General features: G+C 33.7%; 19 protein-coding genes. 3 read left to right on the forward strand and 16 right to left on the reverse strand.

Annotated features, from left to right (window positions below):
- Positions 1-166: 166 nt before the first annotated feature.
- Positions 167-709 carry an AAA family ATPase gene (locus HM986_RS08105; RefSeq protein WP_179334578.1) on the reverse strand — a complete coding sequence of 181 codons (543 nt, stop codon included), beginning with the start codon at positions 707-709 and terminating at the stop codon, positions 167-169.
- A gap of 78 nt (positions 710-787) precedes the next feature.
- Here HM986_RS08105 and HM986_RS08110 point away from each other — a divergent pair, with 78 nt between their 5' ends.
- From HM986_RS08110 to murA, 3 genes are all read left to right on the forward strand, one after another.
- Complete coding sequence (locus HM986_RS08110; RefSeq protein WP_179334579.1) at positions 788-1,081, forward strand: DUF493 family protein; 294 nt, start codon at positions 788-790, stop codon at positions 1,079-1,081.
- Positions 1,082-1,171: 90 nt separating this feature from the next.
- A complete protein-coding gene (locus HM986_RS08115; protein WP_179334580.1) occupies positions 1,172-1,831 on the forward strand; it encodes a DUF4290 domain-containing protein in 660 nt (219 codons plus the stop codon).
- A gap of 6 nt (positions 1,832-1,837) precedes the next feature.
- Positions 1,838-3,154, forward strand: coding sequence for a UDP-N-acetylglucosamine 1-carboxyvinyltransferase (murA, locus tag HM986_RS08120; RefSeq protein ID WP_179334581.1), 1,317 nt, complete (start codon positions 1,838-1,840; stop codon positions 3,152-3,154).
- Positions 3,155-3,277: 123 nt separating this feature from the next.
- On the opposite strand, the gene HM986_RS08125 is transcribed toward murA, so the two are convergent.
- The 15 genes from HM986_RS08125 to HM986_RS08195 form a co-directional block, all read right to left on the reverse strand.
- A complete protein-coding gene (locus HM986_RS08125; RefSeq protein WP_179334582.1) occupies positions 3,278-3,631 on the reverse strand; it encodes a nuclear transport factor 2 family protein in 354 nt (117 codons plus the stop codon).
- A gap of 232 nt (positions 3,632-3,863) precedes the next feature.
- Positions 3,864-5,168 carry a cryptochrome/photolyase family protein gene (locus HM986_RS08130; protein ID WP_179334583.1) on the reverse strand — a complete coding sequence of 435 codons (1,305 nt, stop codon included), beginning with the start codon at positions 5,166-5,168 and terminating at the stop codon, positions 3,864-3,866.
- 49 nt (positions 5,169-5,217) lie between these two features.
- Positions 5,218-5,685 carry an SRPBCC family protein gene (locus HM986_RS08135; RefSeq protein WP_179334584.1) on the reverse strand — a complete coding sequence of 156 codons (468 nt, stop codon included), beginning with the start codon at positions 5,683-5,685 and terminating at the stop codon, positions 5,218-5,220.
- 99 nt (positions 5,686-5,784) lie between these two features.
- Positions 5,785-6,249 carry a TspO/MBR family protein gene (locus HM986_RS08140; RefSeq protein WP_179334585.1) on the reverse strand — a complete coding sequence of 155 codons (465 nt, stop codon included), beginning with the start codon at positions 6,247-6,249 and terminating at the stop codon, positions 5,785-5,787.
- A 7-nt stretch (positions 6,250-6,256) separates the two neighbouring features.
- On the reverse strand, positions 6,257-6,421 hold the full coding sequence (locus HM986_RS08145) for a Lacal_2735 family protein (RefSeq protein ID WP_179334586.1): 165 nt from the start codon (positions 6,419-6,421) through the stop codon (positions 6,257-6,259).
- A gap of 6 nt (positions 6,422-6,427) precedes the next feature.
- Positions 6,428-6,916: a glutathione peroxidase gene (locus HM986_RS08150; protein ID WP_179334587.1), complete on the reverse strand. Its 489-nt coding sequence runs from the start codon at positions 6,914-6,916 to the stop codon at positions 6,428-6,430.
- Between the two features lie 49 nt (positions 6,917-6,965).
- The gene (locus tag HM986_RS08155; RefSeq protein ID WP_179334588.1) at positions 6,966-7,652 is read right to left on the reverse strand and encodes an SDR family NAD(P)-dependent oxidoreductase; all 687 of its coding nucleotides are present in this window, start codon (positions 7,650-7,652) and stop codon (positions 6,966-6,968) included.
- A gap of 6 nt (positions 7,653-7,658) precedes the next feature.
- Positions 7,659-7,889, reverse strand: coding sequence for a hypothetical protein (locus HM986_RS08160; protein WP_179334589.1), 231 nt, complete (start codon positions 7,887-7,889; stop codon positions 7,659-7,661).
- Positions 7,890-7,892: 3 nt separating this feature from the next.
- On the reverse strand, positions 7,893-8,576 hold the full coding sequence (gene folE, locus HM986_RS08165) for a GTP cyclohydrolase I FolE (protein WP_179334590.1): 684 nt from the start codon (positions 8,574-8,576) through the stop codon (positions 7,893-7,895).
- Positions 8,577-8,631: 55 nt separating this feature from the next.
- Positions 8,632-8,904, reverse strand: a complete 273-nt coding sequence (locus tag HM986_RS08170) for a TIGR03643 family protein (RefSeq protein ID WP_179334591.1) — start codon at positions 8,902-8,904, stop codon at positions 8,632-8,634.
- Positions 8,901-9,332, reverse strand: a complete 432-nt coding sequence (locus tag HM986_RS08175) for a hypothetical protein (protein WP_179334592.1) — start codon at positions 9,330-9,332, stop codon at positions 8,901-8,903. Before HM986_RS08175 ends, HM986_RS08170 begins: the two co-directional genes overlap by 4 nt.
- A 99-nt stretch (positions 9,333-9,431) precedes the next feature.
- Positions 9,432-10,925: a cryptochrome/deoxyribodipyrimidine photo-lyase family protein gene (locus HM986_RS08180; RefSeq protein ID WP_179334593.1), complete on the reverse strand. Its 1,494-nt coding sequence runs from the start codon at positions 10,923-10,925 to the stop codon at positions 9,432-9,434.
- The gene (locus HM986_RS08185; RefSeq protein WP_179334594.1) at positions 10,915-12,450 is read right to left on the reverse strand and encodes a cryptochrome/photolyase family protein; all 1,536 of its coding nucleotides are present in this window, start codon (positions 12,448-12,450) and stop codon (positions 10,915-10,917) included. Before HM986_RS08185 ends, HM986_RS08180 begins: the two co-directional genes overlap by 11 nt.
- Positions 12,435-12,569: a DUF2256 domain-containing protein gene (locus HM986_RS08190; protein WP_179334595.1), complete on the reverse strand. Its 135-nt coding sequence runs from the start codon at positions 12,567-12,569 to the stop codon at positions 12,435-12,437. Before HM986_RS08190 ends, HM986_RS08185 begins: the two co-directional genes overlap by 16 nt.
- Positions 12,566-13,984 (reverse strand): SDR family oxidoreductase, encoded by a 1,419-nt coding sequence (locus tag HM986_RS08195; protein ID WP_179334596.1) that lies wholly within the window; start codon positions 13,982-13,984, stop codon positions 12,566-12,568. Before HM986_RS08195 ends, HM986_RS08190 begins: the two co-directional genes overlap by 4 nt.
- Between the last annotated feature and the right edge of the window lie 3 nt (positions 13,985-13,987).

Below are 13,987 nucleotides of genomic sequence, written 5' to 3' on the forward strand. Positions count from 1 at the left end.
CTCATATATAAATATAAAATAAGACCGTGACTACTGCTATGCTTTGTTTTTAGCTCACAACACTATTCCATTAAAAAAAAATGAGTTCGTGAATCCTTGATTTCTATTTCATCTGAACTAAAAATAATTCAAATTAAAAATACGACATTACACAGTTAAATTGGCATTACTGCAAATTTAAGGACTCTAGGATAAAATCAACTCTAGAGTCTACACTTCCAAAAGGTACGTCAATTAAATGATACCCAAAACGCTTATAGGTTTCTAATAAATGATTGTGAATTTCAATGGCCTCTTCAAAATTTTCATACCGTTCGCTATCGCTTGTAAAAATCTCTTGCCACGGAGCTAAAATATAGATGGCGTTGTAGTTGTGGTTTTCACAGGTCTCCACAAAATGCTTTGGGTACGTATCACCAATATAATCCATATAAGCGATAACATCTGGTAAACCTCTGTCTAAAAAAACGACGTTTTCTAATTCATTTTCTGCATCGGTAAATTGTTTAACTCTTCCTTCTAACAGTTTTTCACTAAATAAAAGTGGTTCCGTTAAAAAGAGCTGTTCTATACCATCTTCTCTAGCTTGTAATGTAATTTGTCTAGAGATTTCATCATAGCATAAAAACTCACGTTCTCTTAGTTTGTTGATTATTGTGGTTTTTCCAGTTCCTGGTCCACCTGCGATAACGACTTTTTTTGGATTCAAATTGGCAAAATTTTTGATGTAAAAATAACAGATAAAAATGTAAAGTTAAACGTATCTTTACAACTGAAAAATTTCATTATGGATAATTCTAAAAAAACAGACGAATTTTACGAAAAATTAAAATCACAACTATACGATACAGCCCTTTGGCCATCGGAGTACTTGTATAAATTTATTGTGCTTTCTGAAGGTTCAGGAGTGCATCATATTGAGGCGCTTTTTGATAACCTAGGTGCAGTTATTACTACTACAGAATCTAAGAACGGAAAATACACTAGTGTTTCTATTAATGTGAACATGAAAAATCCTGAAGCAGTTATAGCAAAATATAAGGATGTAGCTGAAAATGTAGAAGGTGTAATTTCCTTATAAAAATGCTTTTAAACTTCGTATTTTTTTGTACTTTGCAACAAAACCTAGAGACTTCAGGTTAAAACTATATACTACACACATTTTACAATTTTGATTGACGATTTAGAATACAACACAGAGCGCGAGCATTTAATTATACCAGAATATGGACGTCATCTTCAAAAGATGATTAATTATGCTAAGTCTCGCGAAACCAAAGAAGAACGTAATAAATTAGCGAAGGCGATAATTGCTGTAATGGGAAATATACAACCCCATCTAAGGGATGTGCCAGATTTTCAGCATAAATTATGGGATCAGCTATTTATAATGGCGAATTTTGAAATTGATGTGGATGCCCCTTATGGAGAACCATCGAAAGAAGAAATACAAGCGAGGCCAGAACCTCTAAAATATCCTCAGAATTTTCCAAAGTATCGTTTTTATGGTAATAACATAAAGACTATGATCGATGTTGCTGTAGGTTGGGAAGATGGTGAATTAAAAGAAGCGCTAACGTATACCATCGCTAACCACATGAAGAAGTGTTTCCTAAACTGGAACAAAGACACAGTTGAAGATGATGTTATTTACAATCATTTATTCGAACTTTCAAATGGTAAAATTGATCTAAAAAACACAGAAGAAGATCTTAGTGATTCTACAAGTTTATTGCGAACCAAATCTAAGTATGGTAGTAAAAGCAATTCCAATAAAAAGAATACATCTTCTAATAAGAAAAAATATACTAACAACAGAAAACGTTACTAAAAACGTATGAGTACATTTAAAATTGAAGGAGGTCACCAATTAAAAGGTAAAATTCAACCTCAAGGCGCAAAAAACGAAGCTTTACAAATCTTGTGTGCAGTGCTCTTAACTGCAGAAGAAATTAAGATAGATAACATACCAGATATTATTGATGTTAATAAACTCATCGCTTTGTTAAAAAAGTTGGGTGTTAAAATCAATAAACTAGACAAAGGCTCATATACGTTTAAAGCGGACGAGGTTAATCTAAAGTACTTAGAATCTGCTGAATTTAAAGAAGACGGAAAAGGATTAAGAGGTTCTATTATGATTGTCGGTCCGTTATTGGCACGTTTTGGCAAAGGTTATATACCAAAGCCAGGTGGTGATAAAATTGGACGTCGTCGTTTAGATACACACTTTGAAGGTTTTATTAATCTTGGAGCCAAATTCCGTTATAATAAAGAAGAATTATTTTATGGAGTAGAAGCCAAAAAGCTAAAAGGGGCTTATATGCTTTTAGATGAAGCTTCTGTTACCGGAACCGCTAATATTGTTATGGCAGCTGTTTTAGCAGAAGGTACGACTACTATTTATAATGCTGCTTGCGAACCATATTTACAACAGCTTTGTAAGATGCTGAATCGTATGGGAGCTAAGATTTCTGGTGTTGGGTCTAACTTGCTAACTATTGAAGGAGTTGATGTTTTAGGTGGTACTGAACATAGAATGTTACCAGATATGATTGAGATTGGTAGCTGGATTGGATTGGCTGCTATGACAAAGAGTGAATTGACCATTACCAATGTAAGTTGGGATGATTTAGGTCAAATTCCTAATGTATTTAGAAAAATAGGAATTACAGTAGAGCGTCAAGGTGATGATATTTATATTCCAGCACATACGAATGGGTATGAAGTACAGAATTTTATTGATGGCTCTATTTTAACCATTGCAGATGCGCCATGGCCAGGGTTTACTCCAGATTTATTAAGTATCATTTTAACGGTTTTAACTCAGGCCCGAGGAAGTGCTATTGTACATCAAAAAATGTTTGAAAGCCGTTTGTTCTTCGTAGACAAATTGATTGATATGGGTGCTAAAATTATTCTTTGCGATCCGCACAGAGCCACTGTAATTGGTCACGATTATAAATCGACATTAAAAGCAACCACAATGACATCTCCAGATATTAGAGCAGGAGTTTCTTTATTAATTGCAGCATTGTCTGCAAAAGGCACTTCTATTATTCATAATATTGAACAGATTGATAGAGGTTACGAAAATATTGATGAACGTTTAAGAGCTATTGGAGCTAAAATTGAACGCGTAGAAGGCAACTAATAACTAGATCGATTACATTAATAAAGCTTGAGGCAAGACGTTTTAAGTTTTATTTAAATATATTTTAAAAGCTTCAAGTTAGACCTTGAAGCTTTTTTTATTTTTAATAAAATTGTCATTCATCTAATAAAAATACTGCTCACTAGTAATCTTCCCATCAATCACTTCGTAAACGCAAACTTCTTGTGTTTTTTGTCTGCCTTTATCTTTAAAAGTGCAATCGAAATCCATTTTAGCGGTAAAAAAGTTTCCGGCTACAAGAGGATTGCTAACACTACTTGCATGAATGTGTTCTACGTTGTCTATCCATGTTTTACTCTTCTGCCAAACATTGTGTTTTCCAATTATAACATCTCCGGGCGTTCCTGGCATCTCTTTACTAATGACATTATCAGCATAAAGCTCGTTAATGCATTCTAGGTTTTGACCTTTCTCACACATTTCTTTCCATTTTTTTGCAACTCCCCAAGTATTCATAATATTTCAATTTTTGATTAGTGCTTTAAAGTTAAGAAAAGTTTATTGTCTTTAATGAATTAAGGTTTTGGATCTTTAATTGTTCAACATAAAAAAGCTCTGATGACTAATCAGAGCTTTTAAAATTGTTTATTGAAATGGTTATTTCAGTTAAGACGTTAACTATCTTATATATAGCAACGCTAATTATTTGGTTTTATTTGAGTTAAACTCAATTATTTTTCAATTTAAATTAATTCAGAGCAGTTTTGTAGGTTTCTAAACAGCGTTCCCTTGCCGTTTTATGATCGACCATTGGTTGTGGATAGGTGAGTTCTTGGTAGTCTGGAACCCATTGCTTTATGTAGTTGTGATTCTTATCAAATTTCTGAATTTGAGTAGTAGGATTAAAAATTCTAAAATACGGTGCGGCATCCACCCCGCAACCTGCGACCCATTGCCAATTACCAACATTGCTGGCCATATCGTAATCGTGTAATTTCTCTGCGAAATAGGCTTCTCCCCATCTCCAATCAATTAGTAAATGTTTACATAAAAAGCTACCAACAAGCATGCGTACTCTATTGTGCATAAATCCCGTTTCATTTAACTGTCGCATACCTGCATCTACTAATGGGTAACCGGTTTTACCTTCGCACCATGTATTAAATTCCTCCTCGTTATTACGCCATTCAATTCTGTCGTATTTTGGTTTAAAAGCTTGGTCTGTGGTTTGTGGGAAATGCCATAGAATTTGCATGAAAAATTCGCGCCAAATTAATTCTTGCCAAAATATTTCATTTTGTTCTGCAATTGCTTTTTTTACCATTTTACGAATGCTAACGGTTCCAAATCGTAAGTGCGGACCTAAATGCGATGTGGAGTCTTTTGCAGGGAAATTTCGTGTGGCTTCATAATCTTGAATGAGCGTAGGAGTAACCTCATAATCTGTAATATCTTGATTTGATTTTTTAAAACCAATATCTGATAAACTAAGATTAGGCAGTTTACTATGGGTAATTAAATTATTTAAATACGCGTTTGTATAATAAATTTCTAATTTCGAAGTTTGAAACTTTTCTTTCCAAGTGCGCATATAAGGTGTATAAACCAAATACGGCTTTCCATCTTTTTTTACGACCTCTTTCTTTTCAAAAATAACTTGGTCTTTAAATGTTTTGAATGCAATAGTGTGCTTTTCTAAAAGCGTTTTAATGTTAGTATCGCGTTCTGTAGCATAAGGCTCATAATCGTGATTGGTGTAAACCGTTTCAATGTCGTAATTTTCTATTAACTGTTTAAAAACGGCTTCAGGTTTACCATAAAATAGAGCGATACTACTTTCGTGTTCATCTTGTAATTTTTGCCTCATATTTTGAAGCGTTTGATGAATAAATGTGACGCGTGCATCATTTTTAGGTAAACGCTCTAATATTTCAGTATCGAATATAAAAATTGGAAGCACCCGATGGTGTCCTTTAAGTGCTTCATAAAAACCAAGATTATCATCTAATCTTAAGTCTCTTCTAAACCAAAATATGTTTGTTTTTTTACTCATTTAACATGTGGGTTTCATTGCTGATGGATTGCTGAAGGTGTCCTTGTTATTACTTATGATACGTTCCAAATAAGGCCTCTAATTTTTTCGTTCTATAATTAAAAATTTCTTCCAATTTTGGTTTTACTATAAGTGGATGAACAAGTTGCCCTAAAATTCCCATGGGTACTTTATAATCTATAATATCTTCCATTTCCACGCCACCTTCAATTTCTTTTATAAAATGCTTATGATGCCAAAGTGCATACGGGCCAAAGCGCTGTTCATCTACAAAATACTCAAGATCTTTTACATGAGTAATTTCTGTCACCCATTTCGTTTTTATCCCTAAAACAGGCGTGACGATATATTGAATAATTTGTCCTGGGAACATTGGTCTATCTGCACCAGACAGAATATTAAATCCCATATAATCTGGTGTAATGGTTTTTAAATTCGCAGGGCTAGATAAAAACTCCCAAGCTTGTTCAACTGAAATAGGAAGCTTTTGTTTTTTGTGTAAGGTGTATATTTTCATAATGTATTATGTATATTCAAAATGAACGATGACTCATTAGATAAAATGTAACGAAAAAAATTGAGCAATACTCAAACTTTATAATTCTGAAAAATCTAACTAATTGTAAATAACAACATAGCCATTTAAAGAAGTGGCGATGCAAAGCCAAATAATATAGGGAAGCAATAGATATTTTAATCGACTTAATCTATCATCTCCAAAGGTGATAAAGAAGTAAATGATTACCAGCGTCAACAAAATAATATTAACTAAGGCTAGATTTATGAGGTGCTGATTAAAAAATAAATAATTCCAACTTACATTCAACACAAAAGCCATGATGTAAATGCCTATCACAATTTTAGAGTTTCGAATTGTAAATAAGTAACTTAGATATGCCGAAAAACAAATCATAATCAGGGTCCAAGTCGCTCCAAAAACCCAACCGGGCGGTGTCCAAGGCGCTTTGTTTAAATTAGAATACCACTCTCCGGTAACTGCATCACCCATAAACCAATTTCCAAGGGCGAGCCCGCCAAAATTAATAAAAAGAAACAGTATGAAAAGGTATATTTTTTTCAACGTACAATTATTTAAATTTATCAATTTTATTAGCAATTAATTGAGCTTCAGCATATTTTTTATCACTTTCAGCTCTGTTCGTTGTCGAAAGCTTATGCCAATCTGCCATTAATTTTTCATATTTCTTTTGAAGTTTTTCGACCTCAGATAATTTTTTAAATAGTCCGAACATAGCGATTTAATTTAAATATTTTAGTAATCTAGAACTCATAGGACTTGTAATAGAATAGTAGTAATCTAAAAATTGACCATTTTCATCTATTAAGTATTTCTGAAAATTCCATTTTACGGTAGAATTCTGCTTACCGTTTTTACATTTTTGAGTTAGCCAAGCATATAGAGGATGTTGATTCTCTCCCTTGACGGCAATCTTTTCTGTGATTAAAAATGTGATACTATAGTTGGTTTTACAAAATGCTTGTATCTCATGAGGTTGTCCTGGTTCTTGTTTACCAAACTGATTACAAGGCACACCAATAATCACTAATGTATCTTTATAAGTGTCTTGTAAATTTTGTAAATCTCTATATTGAGATGTAAATCCGCATCTGGACGCGACATTTACAATTAGGATTTTTTTACCCTGAAATTGTTGTAGGTCTATAATATTTCCTTGTAAGCTGTTGATTTTTATACCGTAAAGTGGTTGTATTGCTATCGTCATCATTTTGTTAAGCTGTTAATGATAAATCTAATGGCCTTAAGAAAAACTAATGCTACAATTTGAAACTTACAATACCACAATCCATTTCAAATATTTGACCTGATAGCGATGCTGCCTTTTCAGACAATAAAAATGCAGCCATGCCAGCAACTTCTTCTGGTTGCAAATACTTCTTAAGCGGATGGCGCTCATTCATGTTTTCAATCATACGTTCGTTACGTAATAATTTTGAAGCCAATTCTGTATTAGTTACCGTAGGTGCTATGGCATTAACTCTTATTAGAGGTGCTAATTCTGCGCCTAAGGATTTAGTTAAGCCTTCAACTGCCGATTTTGAAGCAGCCACACTAGCGTGGTATGGCATACCTAGTTTCGCTGCAACTGTACTAAAAAGTACAATTGAGGGGTGTTTCCCATTTTTTAAAGCGGGTATATATTTCTGAATCGCTTTAACAGCTCCTATAACATTAATTTCAAAGTCATCTTTAAAATCCTCTACTGTTAAGCGATTAATTGGCTTTAGGTTAATGCTTCCCGGACAATACACTAAGCCGTCTGCAGCTTCTATATCTGGTAATTCATCTGTTAAAATATCGCAGCTGTAATGTTTTAAATTTGGATGCGATTCTTCTGGTGTGGTTCTACTGATGTTTATAATCTCATCATAAAAAGAAAGCAAAGCTATAACAATTGCTTTGCCAATACCTTTGCTTCCTCCAATCACTATTAACCTCTTCATAAACTATTATGAGGTAGCAGTTAAAGGTCGTCCCTTTAAGCGTTTTTCTATTTTTTGCTTTATCACTGTCAGACGTTTCATTAAGTCCATAAGTTTAGCATCTTTCTTTTCTTTATATATTTCGTTGACTTCTAGAATAAGATCTTTAGCTTCCCTAGCTGCCATAATTCTGTCACTTGTTGTTTTAAAAGAAAACTTTCTGTTTTCAAATTCTATAGCTTTTTCTACTGTTTCCATAGTTTAATTGTTTATATAGTTTTGTAATTCTACGATTTTTGAAGCGGTATTAAATTCGCCTCCATAATACGATGTTACTGTAGTAGAGGTGTCATCTTGAATACCTCTTGAAGATACGCATAAATGCTTAGCGTCTATTATTACAGCAACATCATCGGTTTCTAATACCATTTTAAGTTCGTTTGCAATTTGGTTTGTTAAACGCTCTTGTACTTGCGGGCGCTTGGCGTAATATTGAACTATTCGATTTAATTTTGAAAGTCCAATAACTTTTCCAGATGATTTATAAGCGATATGTGCTTTTCCTATGATAGGCACAAAATGATGCTCACAATTAGAGTAGAACGTAATATTTTTTTCTACTAGCATCTGATTATATTGGTATTTATTTTCAAAAAGCGCGACTTGAGGTTTATTCTCAGGATCTAAACCTGAAAATATTTCTTCAACATACATCTTTGCTACGCGATCTGGTGTGCCTTGAAGAGAATCATCTGTTAAATCAAGACCCAAAACATCCATTATTTCCGAAAATAAAATTGAAATGCGTTCTTTTTTTTCTGTGTTAGACATTTCAAAAGCACTTGCTTTCATGGGTGTGTCTAAACCTGTAAATAAATGGTCGTCGCCTATGTCATCAATGCTTAGTTTATGACCATTTGTTTTGGATATTTTTTCTGTAATCATAGAGTCTTTTTAATGTGCTGTCTTTAAGTACTCCAAACTTAAATCAAAGCACGTGTTAACGTTTTGAAATAGAGTTGTTTGTTATTGTTCTTTGTCTAGAGCATTTAAATCTGCCTTCGTCAAACGTTCTTTTTTTACTATGTTTAGTTGCTCTGCCTTGCACTCTGGCTCTCCACAATCTAAAACTGCTAGGCTTTAATTCTCTTCGCATTAAATTAATAACCTCTTGTTCTTTTAATTTAAATTGAAAGGTAATAGCGTCAAACGGTGTTCTGTCTTCCCAAGCCATTTCAATAATTCTGTCAATGTCTTTAAGTTCTAAATTCATAGTCCTTGAGGCCTGGCGTAAAGCATATCATACTTTACTTTTTCATCTATTAACTTATCAAAAAACTTTTTGTTTTCTTTAAAAGTTTTATTTGCTCTAAAGTGCACAAATTTTCCTTGTGCATGTATACTAGATCCATTGATTTTATATATAACGAGATGGTAATAAGGAATAACCCAAGTAAAATTTTTCAATCGTTTATTAATCCTTATTAGAATTCCTTTAGGTCTCAATTCAATATTTCCATAATTATAATCTGAAACTACATTCATCATTGATTCCATATTCGGACTCACCTTATCAATAATCATACGCTTAGAACCTACACCTTTCATTTTCAACTTCTGTACCAAACTAAAAGAACTGCCAACTAAGTCTGTAATAATCTCTTTGTGTTCGGTATTATAATGTGTAGTGTTTAATATCATAGCTTCTCAAATATACAAAATGTTTAACTATTTAGGTATATTGTTAAACGAAAATTAACAGATAATTATGACAATAAATTTAGTTTAAAAGGGTGTGTGCTAATCATTTCTTAACATTCTCCTTCGGTCTTGTATAGTATGTCGCTTTAATGTTCTATAACTTTCACTTAAGACTTCTGGATCCTTTTTCATGTTCCAAAGAATATCACTAGCACGTTTGCGATTTTCCTTTACATCTACTATAGGTAGTGGGTAATCTTGACCTAGCTTAAAGTTGTAAAACCCTTGTTCCATTTGCGTCATTAGGTAAGGTTCGTGTATAAAAGCGGTATCTAGTTGTGCTAATTCTGGCACCCATTTTTTTATGAAGATGGCATCAGGATCATGTTTTAATCCATTTAATATTGGGTTATAAATTCTTAAGTTATTAATACCTGTTTCGCCGGCTTGCATCTGTAATTGCGGAAAATGAATACCAGGTTCAAAATCTAAAAATTGCTGTGATAAATGCGTGGTTGCCGCCTGCCAAGGTTGCCATAGTATATGTGTAAAAAAAGATGCCAACATGGCACGCATTCTAAAATTTACGTAACCTGTTTCAATCAAACACCGCATACTCGCATCCACTAATGGAAATCCGGTTTGACCTTCTCTCCACGCTTTTCGATAACTTTCAGATACGCCTTTTTTTAATTTATGGTAGCCTTTATTGACGCTGGCATTTTCCATAGTGTGTTCCATTTCAAATTTTTGAATAAAATGAGCTTGCCAGCGCAACCGAGATATAAATGCCCCAATGTGAAATTTGTCGTTTGTTTCTGAGTTTAATTCTTGTGCTTTTTGAAATACTTGCCTTATTGATAAGTTTCCCCAAGCGATGTAGGGTGAAATTCTACTACAGCTACTTCTTGAAGCTTCGGTTTTTGAAATATCCCTCATATACGTTTTATGTCTGCCTTCAATAAATGAATTTACATATTTGCATCCTGTAGTTGTACCTCCTTTTTGAAATTTTGAAATTGTTGGCGTAACTAAATTAGTTACCGAAAATATCTTTTCTAAGTCTTCAATCTTAGAGAGATTCAATAATTGGTGTTCTGAAGGTTGGAAGACTTCGAGAGGCTGAGTCATGTAATCTTCCCAATTTTCAAACCAATTATCTCGGTTTACTAAACCGCGTTCTACACCATTGTTTTTAGATTCCTTCCATTTTATAAAATTATTTCGGCAATACCGCGTAAACTCTTTGTCTCTATTGTAAGTGACTAACAAACCGGTTTCTGTATGCGAAAAAATAGTATCAATTTTGTAGAATTCTTGTAACAGATTAAAAGTGCTTGTAATGTCGCTAGTAACAGTTAGTACCTTAGAGTGGTATACTGAAAGTTGTCTATTTATATCTTGTAAGGACTCTTTAATGAAATTAAAATGACGCTCACTGTAATGCGCGTTGTTTAATATTAAGTGCTCAAAAACGTATAGGATTAGGGTGCGTTTACCACATGATAAGGCGCTTGAAATCGCTTCGTTATCCTGAAGTCTTAAATCGCGTTTAAGCCAAATTACATTTATATGCTCTCTGTTAGTATTCATTTGGATGTTCGATGATAGATGTTGCGCGTGCTTTGATGCTATTGCGTTGGCTTTTGTCCATTTTATCTAATACACTATACATCATTGACATGCGTCTGTTGCCCCCTAGTATTTCGCGCTTGTCATCTAAGAAGTTCCAATACAAACTATTAAAAGGACAAGCCTTCTCTGTTATTTTTTCTTTCTTGTTATAGTGGCAATTTTCACAATAATTACTCATTTTATCAATATAACTCCCTGAGGATACATAAGGTTTCGTTGCAATTTTTCCTCCATCTGCAAATTGACTCATACCTCTAGTATTGGGCAATTGTACCCATTCTATAGCATCTGCATAAATACCCAAATACCATGCATCAACTTGATCTGGATGAATTTGAGTTAATAAAGCATAATTTCCTGTAATCATTAAGCGCTGTATGTGATGTGCATAAGCATTGTTTAGCGAATTATTAATACTCTGTTTGAGACAATTCATTTTGGTATTACCTGTCCAGAAAAAATCAGGAAGTGTATTTTTATTATTTAAATGATTTTCTGTTTTGTAATTTGGCATTAACGTCCAATACATACCTCTCATATATTCGCGCCACCCAATAATTTGACGGACAAAACCTTCAATTTGAGAAATATTAATTTCGGATCTGTGGTCATAGTAATAATCTATTGCAGAGTTAACCACTTCTGCAGGACTCAACAATTTTATATTCATGGCAAACGATATACGCGAGTGAAATAAATAGACCTGATCTGTGTGCATCGTATCTTGGTAATCGCCAAAACGAATTAATAGATACTCACAGAAATAATGGAGCTGCTCAAGGGCTTGTTCTCGGTTTATAGGGTAACTAAACGTTTCCGTTTTAAAATGACCAATGGTTTTAATTTCTGCTTTTTCTATATCTGAAACAATATTAGAAACATTATTAATGAACCACTTATAATGTGGGATTGCGGGTTTACCTTTCCACTTTTTCCTATTGCTTTTATCGTAGTTCCATTGGCCGCCTTCAGGTTGCTTACCTTCCATTAATATTTCATGTTTCTTACGCATGTGGCGATAAAAATTTTCCATGAGATAGGTCTTTTTATCTTCGAAGAATTCTTTTAATTCATATCTAGAAGTATAAAAATGTTCGGAATCACAGGTGTTGGTTTTAATGTCTAATGATTTGCGAAATTCGGTGAGTTGCTGATCTAATCGATATTCGTCAGGTAATTGATATTCAAAAGATTCAATATTGTGTTTTTTGATTATTAGTGAAAGATTATCGACTAAATTTTGTGTGTTAATTTTATCGTTAATCTTTAAATAAATTACATTGTGTCTACGAGATTGCAGTTGGTGAGCGAAACTTCGCATGGCAGCAAAAAAGCCAATTACTTTCTGAATGTGATGGGGTATGTAATCGGTTTCTTGCCGCATTTCAAAAAGACAATACGTGATGTTCTCATTCGGTTCTTTAAACCAAGAGTGGTTAGCGTTGAGTTGATCACCTAATATGAGTCTTAAAGTTTTCTGCATTTTTCACTACAATATTTTACAAAATCCCAATTGTTTTCCCATTTTTTACGCCAAGAGAAAGGACGATAACAAGCAGGACATATTTTTGTTAGAAGATGTGCTTTTTTTACACCTTTCATTGTTTAACCAAAGCGTTTAGCATACCATTGAAAACAAAAGCATGAAACGGTAAAACAGAATACCAATACAATCGTCCCCAAATACCTTTAGGTCTAAATACTGCAGTTTGATGCAATTGCCCCTTTACGATTTTAAATTCTAACCAAGCCTCACCAGGTAAGCGCATTTCTGCAAAAAGTAATAATCTTTTTTCTGCTTTACTCGCGTATAAAACACGCCAAAAATCTAGGGCATCACCAGCTTCTAAATAAGTATTGTTTGTACGCCCACGTCTTAAACCAACACCACCAAAAAGTTTATCCATATAGCCTCTAATTTTCCAAAGGCCATTAAAGCTATACCAACCGTTTCTTCCTCCAATAGCCCATATTTTATCTAAAGTAAAATTTTCATCTATAACCGGTTTCTGTCTTTCATCTGTAAAACATCCAAATTGTGGTAACTCTATGTGTTTAGATAATTGATCTTTAAAACGTCCGCTGCTTACGGCATCTTTCCAACTAGAAATCACTGCGTTTTGCTCTGTTTTTTGAAAAGCGAGATCCACAGCTGTTTTGTAATCCATGGGTTTAATACCTATAATTTCATTAATTTTACTTGGTCTGCCTATGACTTCTACTTTCATACTGTCGACTAAAGCAGCAGCCAATTGAAACGATGTAGAGGTTACAAAGTATAACCAATAGGATGAAAGTTTTGGTGTTAATACAGGAAGTGTTACGATATACCGTTTTAATCCTCTGACTTCAGCAAATTGAAGGAGCATTTCTTTATAAGTCAATATCTCGGGTCCAAAAATATCAAAGGCGCCGTTATATAATTCTTCTTTACCTAATCCACTGGCTAAAAAGTTGAGTACATCGCGTATGGCTAAAGGCTGTGTTTTTGTGTTTAGCCATTTGGGTGTAATCATAAATGGCAACTTTTCTACGATGTCTCTTATAATTTCGAAGGAAGCACTTCCGCTGCCTACAATAATTCCGGCTCTAAACGTTGTAGTCGCGTAACGGTTAGATTTTAAGGTGTTTTCTACTTGTAATCGTGATTTTAAGTGCTTAGAAAGCGAGGAGTCGTTTACGATTCCACTAAGGTAAATTACCTGTTTACAATTTGTTAATTCTACAAGGCTTTTAAAATTTTGTGCACATTGGCGCTCTAAATCTTCAAAATTTTCTGAATCTGTAGACATAGAATGTATTAAATAATACGCCGCATCTATATCTTTTGGAATCTCAGCAGATTCGGGATTTAGAAAATCGACTTTTATAAATGAGCATAAAGGATTATCTTCAATTTCATCTGGGATACGGTTTAAATCACGCACACAGCACACCAGCTCGTGTTTGTCTTCGAGAAGTTGTAATGCTAATCGTCTAGCGATATAGCCTGTGGTGCCTGAGATTAATATACGCATTAA

Origin of the sequence: Winogradskyella costae (genome assembly GCF_013403865.1) — a bacterium.
In the GTDB taxonomy this organism is placed as follows: domain Bacteria; phylum Bacteroidota; class Bacteroidia; order Flavobacteriales; family Flavobacteriaceae; genus Winogradskyella; species Winogradskyella costae.

What these genes read in the sequence shown, in the direction of transcription:
- HM986_RS08110 (WP_179334579.1), top strand. Translation starts at nt 788, where the DNA reads ATGGATAATTCTAAAAAAACAGACGAATTTTACGAAAAATTAAAATCA.
- murA (WP_179334581.1), top strand. Translation starts at nt 1,838, where the DNA reads ATGAGTACATTTAAAATTGAAGGAGGTCACCAATTAAAAGGTAAAATT.
- HM986_RS08125 (WP_179334582.1), bottom strand. Translation starts at nt 3,631, where the DNA reads ATGAATACTTGGGGAGTTGCAAAAAAATGGAAAGAAATGTGTGAGAAA.
- HM986_RS08130 (WP_179334583.1), bottom strand. Translation starts at nt 5,168, where the DNA reads ATGAGTAAAAAAACAAACATATTTTGGTTTAGAAGAGACTTAAGATTA.
- HM986_RS08135 (WP_179334584.1), bottom strand. Translation starts at nt 5,685, where the DNA reads ATGAAAATATACACCTTACACAAAAAACAAAAGCTTCCTATTTCAGTT.
- HM986_RS08145 (WP_179334586.1), bottom strand. Translation starts at nt 6,421, where the DNA reads ATGTTCGGACTATTTAAAAAATTATCTGAGGTCGAAAAACTTCAAAAG.
- HM986_RS08150 (WP_179334587.1), bottom strand. Translation starts at nt 6,916, where the DNA reads ATGATGACGATAGCAATACAACCACTTTACGGTATAAAAATCAACAGC.
- HM986_RS08155 (WP_179334588.1), bottom strand. Translation starts at nt 7,652, where the DNA reads ATGAAGAGGTTAATAGTGATTGGAGGAAGCAAAGGTATTGGCAAAGCA.
- HM986_RS08160 (WP_179334589.1), bottom strand. Translation starts at nt 7,889, where the DNA reads ATGGAAACAGTAGAAAAAGCTATAGAATTTGAAAACAGAAAGTTTTCT.
- folE (WP_179334590.1), bottom strand. Translation starts at nt 8,576, where the DNA reads ATGATTACAGAAAAAATATCCAAAACAAATGGTCATAAACTAAGCATT.
- HM986_RS08170 (WP_179334591.1), bottom strand. Translation starts at nt 8,904, where the DNA reads ATGAATTTAGAACTTAAAGACATTGACAGAATTATTGAAATGGCTTGG.
- HM986_RS08175 (WP_179334592.1), bottom strand. Translation starts at nt 9,332, where the DNA reads ATGATATTAAACACTACACATTATAATACCGAACACAAAGAGATTATT.
- HM986_RS08180 (WP_179334593.1), bottom strand. Translation starts at nt 10,925, where the DNA reads ATGAATACTAACAGAGAGCATATAAATGTAATTTGGCTTAAACGCGAT.
- HM986_RS08185 (WP_179334594.1), bottom strand. Translation starts at nt 12,450, where the DNA reads ATGCAGAAAACTTTAAGACTCATATTAGGTGATCAACTCAACGCTAAC.
- HM986_RS08190 (WP_179334595.1), bottom strand. Translation starts at nt 12,569, where the DNA reads ATGAAAGGTGTAAAAAAAGCACATCTTCTAACAAAAATATGTCCTGCT.
- HM986_RS08195 (WP_179334596.1), bottom strand. Translation starts at nt 13,984, where the DNA reads ATGCGTATATTAATCTCAGGCACCACAGGCTATATCGCTAGACGATTA.